Origin of the sequence: Aquabacterium sp. UBA2148 (assembly GCF_002328915.1) — a bacterium.
Classification (GTDB): domain Bacteria; phylum Pseudomonadota; class Gammaproteobacteria; order Burkholderiales; family Burkholderiaceae_C; genus Aquabacterium; species Aquabacterium parvum.
Genome location: NZ_DCXA01000093.1, coordinates 1 through 5,130, shown reverse-complemented (window position 1 = coordinate 5,130; position 5,130 = coordinate 1). Strand labels below are relative to the sequence as shown.

Genomic DNA, 5,130 nt, shown 5'->3' with positions numbered 1-5,130 from the left:
TCTACCCATGGCTTTGCCACCCGCGTGGTCGGTGGCAACGCGCGCGCGGCCCGCCTGGTGGGCCTGCCCAGTCACCGTTTGATCATCACGGCGTGTGCGCTCGGGGGTGCCGGGGCCGGGCTGGCCGGTGGCATCGAGGTGGTGGCGGTGCACACCTCGGCCAACGCTTCCTTGATCGTCGGCTTGGGCTACACGGGCATCCTGGTGTCCTTCGTGGCCCGCCACAACCCCTGGGCCATCGTGCCGGTGGCCATCCTGTTCGGTGGCTTTGGTGCGGCGGGCAGCTTGCTGCAGCGCCGTCTTGATCTGCCCGATGCCTCGGTGATGGTGCTGCAGGGCTTTGCGTTCGTGCTGATCCTGGCGGCAGAAGCCTGGCGTGGTCGCCTGGGAGATTGGCTGCAGGCACGCGCCGCGATGGCACCCACAACACCCGGCCACGAAACCAGCCGACAACGCTTGCAGCGAGAGGCCCTCAAGGCCTTGCGCCAAGACAAGGAGGCCGCATGAGCGCCGAAGTCGTGACCTTGGGCAGCATGTGGGGTGATGTGGCCCTGGCCGTGATGGGTGGGGCCATCCGCGTGGGCACGCCCTTTCTGTTCGTGAGCCTGGGTGAGTGCCTCACCGAAAAATCCGGCCGCATCAACCTGGGCCTCGAAGGCGTGCTGGTGCTGTCCGCCATGACGGGTTTTGCGGGCAGCTACCTCACGGGCTCGGCCTGGTTGGGCGTGCTGGTGGCGGCCTTCGCGGGCGCCTTGCTGGCCATGCTGCACGGGCTGCTGTGCTCGCTGCCAAGGGTCAACGACATCGCCACGGGCATCGCCTTGATGCTGCTGGGCGCCGGCCTGGCCTTCTACTTGGGCAAGCCCCTGATCCAGCCGCAAGCAGCGCAACTTCCTGCGCTGGAGTGGGGCGCCTGGAGCGACTCGCCTCAGGTGCAGGCGGCGCTGCGCATCAACGCGCTGTTCCCCATCGGGGTGCTGCTGGCGGTGTTCCTGGCCTGGGCCTTGGCCAACACGCGCTGGGGCCTGATCGTGCGCATGGCCGGCGACAGCAGCGACGCCGCGCGGGCCCTGGGTTACTCGGTCAACGGCGTGCGCATCTGGGCGACGACGGCGGGCGGCTTCCTGGCCGGCATCGGCGGTGCCTCGCTGTCGCTGTACTACCCGGGCAGCTGGAACGAGGGCCTGTCGTCAGGGCAGGGCTTGATCGCCGTGGCCCTGGTCATCTTCGCGCGCTGGCGGCCGCTGGCCTGCCTGGGCGCGGCGCTGTTGTTCGGTGGCGCTGGGGCTTTGGGGCCGGCGCTGCAGTCGGTGGGCATCGGCTGGGGCTACCACCTCTTCAACGCCATGCCCTATGCATTGACCTTGCTGATCCTGGTGTGGACGTGCAGCCCCAAGCGTTCGTTGCAAGGCGCGCCGATGGAGCTGGGGGTGTCGCGCTGACGACGTGAGCGCGGTGTGTTGCCGAGTGCCTTGTCGATGTGACGACGACGGCACGGATGAAGACGTGAAAGGAGCCTGGTGATGAGTGGACTCGGTGGCCTGAACAAGACACCCGCCGGCATGGTGATGGGCCTGGTGCAATTGCAGTTGCCGGTGGTCGAGACGACCGCGCAGCTGGCCGCGCAAACGCAGCGCATCGTGGACATGGTGGGCAAGGCCCGCCGCAGCTACCCGGGCATGGACCTGGTGGTCTTCCCGGAGTACTCGCTGCACGGTTTGAGCATGAGCACGGCCGACGAACTCATGGTCACGCTCGATGGCCCCGAGGTGGCTGCCTTCAAGGCCGCGTGCGTGCAGCACAAGATCTGGGGTTGCTTCTCGATCATGGAGAAGAACGCCGGCGGCAACCCGTACAACACCGGCCTGATCATCGATGACCAGGGCGAGCTCAAGCTCTACTACCGCAAGTACCACCCCTGGGTGCCGGTCGAGCCCTGGGAGCCCGGCAACATGGGCATCCCCGTCATCACGGGCCCCAAGGGCGTCAAGCTCGCGCTCATCATCTGCCACGACGGCATGTTCCCCGAGATGGCGCGCGAGTGCGCCTACCAGGGCGCCGAGCTGATGATCCGCACCGCCGGCTACACGGCGCCCATCCGCCACGCCTGGTCCATCACCAACCAGGCCAATGCTTTTCAGAACCTCATGGTCACGGCCAGCGTCTGCCTGTGCGGCAGCGACGGCACCTTCGATTCGATGGGCGAGGCCATGGTGTGCAACTTCGACGGCACCGTGATGGCGCAGGGCGGTGGCCGCCCCGACGAAATCGTCTGCGCAGAGGTGCGCGCCGACCTGGTCCGCGAAGCCCGCGTGCACTGGGGTGTCGAGAACAACATCCACCAGTTCTTCCACCGCGGGTACGTGGCCGTCAAGGGCGGGGCGCAGGACTGCCCCTACACCTTCATGCAGGACATGGTGGCCGGCCGCGCACGCCTGCCCTGGGAGGGCGAGGTGGTGCACACCGATGGCGCGTCCTGCGGCTTTGCTGCGCCAACGCGGGTGTTCCGGGGCGCCGAGCCCAACCTGCTGAGTGCCGCCTCTTGTGCCGATTCCGATGCCGTCGGCATCAGCCAGTCATCAGGCGGCGCCTCAACCGCCTGCCCGCCATCCGATCTGAAGGACGCCGCATGAGCCCCTCCACCTACGTCGACGCCCAGCCCTACCAGTGGCCCTACAACGGTGACCTGCGCCCCGCCAACACCGCGCTGATCATCATCGACATGCAGACCGACTTCTGTGGCGAAGGCGGCTACGTCGACAAGATGGGCTACGACATCTCGGCCACGCGCGCGCCCATCGAGCCGCTCAAGGTTCTGCTGGCCGAGGCCCGCCGCGTCGGCATGCTCGTCATCCACACCCGCGAAGGCCACCGGCCTGACCTGAGCGACCTGCCCGCCAACAAGCGCTGGCGCTCACGCCAGATCGGCACCAACGGCGTTGGCATCGGCGACGTGGGGCCGTGCGGCCGCATCCTGGTGAGGGGTGAACCCGGCTGGGACATCATCCCCGAGCTCTACCCCATCGATGGCGAGCCCATCATCGACAAGCCCGGCAAGGGCAGCTTCTACGCGACCGACCTGGAGCTGGTGCTGCACACCCAGGGCATCCAGAACGTGGTGTTGACGGGCATCACCACCGACGTGTGCGTGCACACCACCATGCGCGACGCCAACGACCGCGGCTTCGAGTGCGTGATGCTGACCGACTGCACCGGCGCGACCGACCCGGGCAACCACGCCGCCGCCTTCTCGATGATCAAGATGCAGGGCGGCGTGTTCGGCGCGGTGTCGGACTCCAAAGCCCTGATCCGCGCGATGCAGGCCTGGCCGTCGGTGGCGCCTGCCGCAGACGTGGCCAGGGCGGCTTGATGGCCGTTTGGTGAGCTGCACCACCCCGCTGAATCCTTCCTCCACCCCCCAACTCACCCACACCCGAAAGCCGAACCCATGAGCACGTCTCGCCGTCAGTTCATCCAGACCTCCGCTGCTGCCCTGGCATTCGGTGCCAGCCTGCCTTCGGCGCGCGCGCAAGACGACAAGATCCTCATCGGCTACTGGCCCATCGCTTCGGGCCTGCCGCTGTACACGGCGCTCGAGCGTGGCTTCTTCAAGGAGGCCGGCTTGAACGTCGAGGGCGTGAAGTTCGCCAGCGCCCAGCAGGTGGCGGAAGCCATGATCGCCGGGCGCATCCATGGTTCGGCCAATGGCACGGCCTCGGGCCCGGGCATCCAGAACGTGACGCTGGCCAAGATCATCCTGGAGAAGAACGGCATCGCCGATGCCAAGGTGGTGGAGTTGCCGATCGGTCAGCATGTGCCCGCGCTGGCTGCCGACCAGCTCGACGCGGTCTACACGCTGGTGCCCACGGGCACCGCCGGCCGCCTCAAGGGGCTCACCCGTGTGCTGGAAAACGGCGTCATCAGCAAGTACGTGCTGGGCGCGGCCGATGCGCCCTGGTTCGGCGGCTCGGCCAGCGTGACCACCACCTTCCTCAAGGAGCGGCCAGCCGACGCCAAGAAGTACATCGCCGCCTACGCCCGTGCGGTGGATTTCGTGCGCAAGAACCCGACCGAGGTGCGCAAGCACATCGATGGCTTCACGGCCATCGACCCATCGCTGGTGCAGGAGGTGCCGCTGTCCGGCTTCACGCTTTACAACGAGTTCACGGCGTCCGATCTGGGCTACTTCCAGAAGTTCTTCGACATCTTCACCGAGCGCAAGATCTTCTCGCGCGCGGTGCCGGTCAAGCCCTTGATCTACGTGGGCTGAAGCCATGATCCCCAAGTCCCTGGACCGTCTGTTCGATGCTCGGCTGCTGCCGTTCATTGGCCCCTTGCTGCTGTTCGGTGTCTGGCAGCTGGTGATATCGGCCCAGTGGGTCAAGCCTGTGCTGCTGCCACCGCCCAGTGCGACCCTCGCGCACCTGTGGGAGGTGGTGGTCACCGGAGCCATCCGCGAGGACTTCATGTCGACCCTGGTGCGCACGCTGTCGGCTTTCGGCATCGCCGTGGTCATTGGCGTGCCGCTGGGTGTGATGCTGGGCAGCTCGGTGCATGCCTACCGCAGCGTCGAGTTCCTCATCGACTTCTTCCGCTCCACGCCTTCTTCGGCGCTGATCCCGCTGTTCCTGTTGATCTTCGGCATCACCGACGCCAACAAGATCGCGATCGCGGCGTTTGCAGCCGTGCTGCTGGTGTTGTTCAACAGCGCCTACGGTGTCATGAACGCCAAGAAAACCCGCGTGATGGCCGCGCAGATCATGGGTGTCTCACGCTGGCACGTGTTCAAGGACGTGATGTTGATGGAGAGCCTGGCTCAGACCTTCGTGGGCCTGCGCACGGGCGTTTCGATGTCGCTGGTGATCGTCATCGTGGCGGAGATGTTCATTGGCTCGGAAACGGGCTTGGGGCACCGGATCATCGATGCGCAGCAGGTCTTCAACGTCAAGGACATGTACACGTCGATCCTGATCACCGGTGCTTTGGGGTATGCGCTCAACCTGGTTTTTTTGCTGATCGAGAAGAGGCTGGTTCACTGGAGTGGGAAAGCATGAGTGGTGCTCCGCTCGGTCCTGCCTTTGCTGTGCCGGCATTGGCGCGTGGGTGGCTGGCTCCGCTCATGTCCCCCGG

At 66.3% G+C, this 5,130-nt stretch carries 6 protein-coding genes; all 6 read left to right on the top strand.

The genetic code is table 11. From position 1 onward, the window contains the following. Nucleotides 1-507, top strand: a 507-nt coding sequence (locus tag B2W70_RS05000) for an ABC transporter permease subunit (RefSeq protein WP_414631028.1), incomplete at its 5' end; no start/stop codon positions are given. Beyond that, nucleotides 504-1,442, top strand: coding sequence for an ABC transporter permease (locus tag B2W70_RS04995; protein WP_286743472.1), 939 nt, complete (start codon nt 504-506; stop codon nt 1,440-1,442). The genes B2W70_RS05000 and B2W70_RS04995, both read left to right, overlap by 4 nt. Nucleotides 1,443-1,523: 81 nt before the next feature. Further along, a complete protein-coding gene (locus B2W70_RS04990) occupies nt 1,524-2,633 on the top strand; it encodes a formamidase (RefSeq protein ID WP_286743470.1) in 1,110 nt (369 codons plus the stop codon). Then, nucleotides 2,630-3,370, top strand: coding sequence for a cysteine hydrolase family protein (locus B2W70_RS04985; RefSeq protein WP_286743467.1), 741 nt, complete (start codon nt 2,630-2,632; stop codon nt 3,368-3,370). The genes B2W70_RS04990 and B2W70_RS04985 overlap by 4 nt, the downstream gene beginning before the upstream one ends. Nucleotides 3,371-3,448: 78 nt before the next feature. Then, nucleotides 3,449-4,270: an ABC transporter substrate-binding protein gene (locus tag B2W70_RS04980; RefSeq protein WP_286743465.1), complete on the top strand. Its 822-nt coding sequence runs from the start codon at nt 3,449-3,451 to the stop codon at nt 4,268-4,270. A 4-nt stretch (nt 4,271-4,274) separates the two neighbouring features. Continuing rightward, a complete protein-coding gene (locus tag B2W70_RS04975) occupies nt 4,275-5,054 on the top strand; it encodes an ABC transporter permease (RefSeq protein ID WP_286743462.1) in 780 nt (259 codons plus the stop codon). The last annotated feature ends 76 nt before the right edge of the window (nt 5,055-5,130 follow it).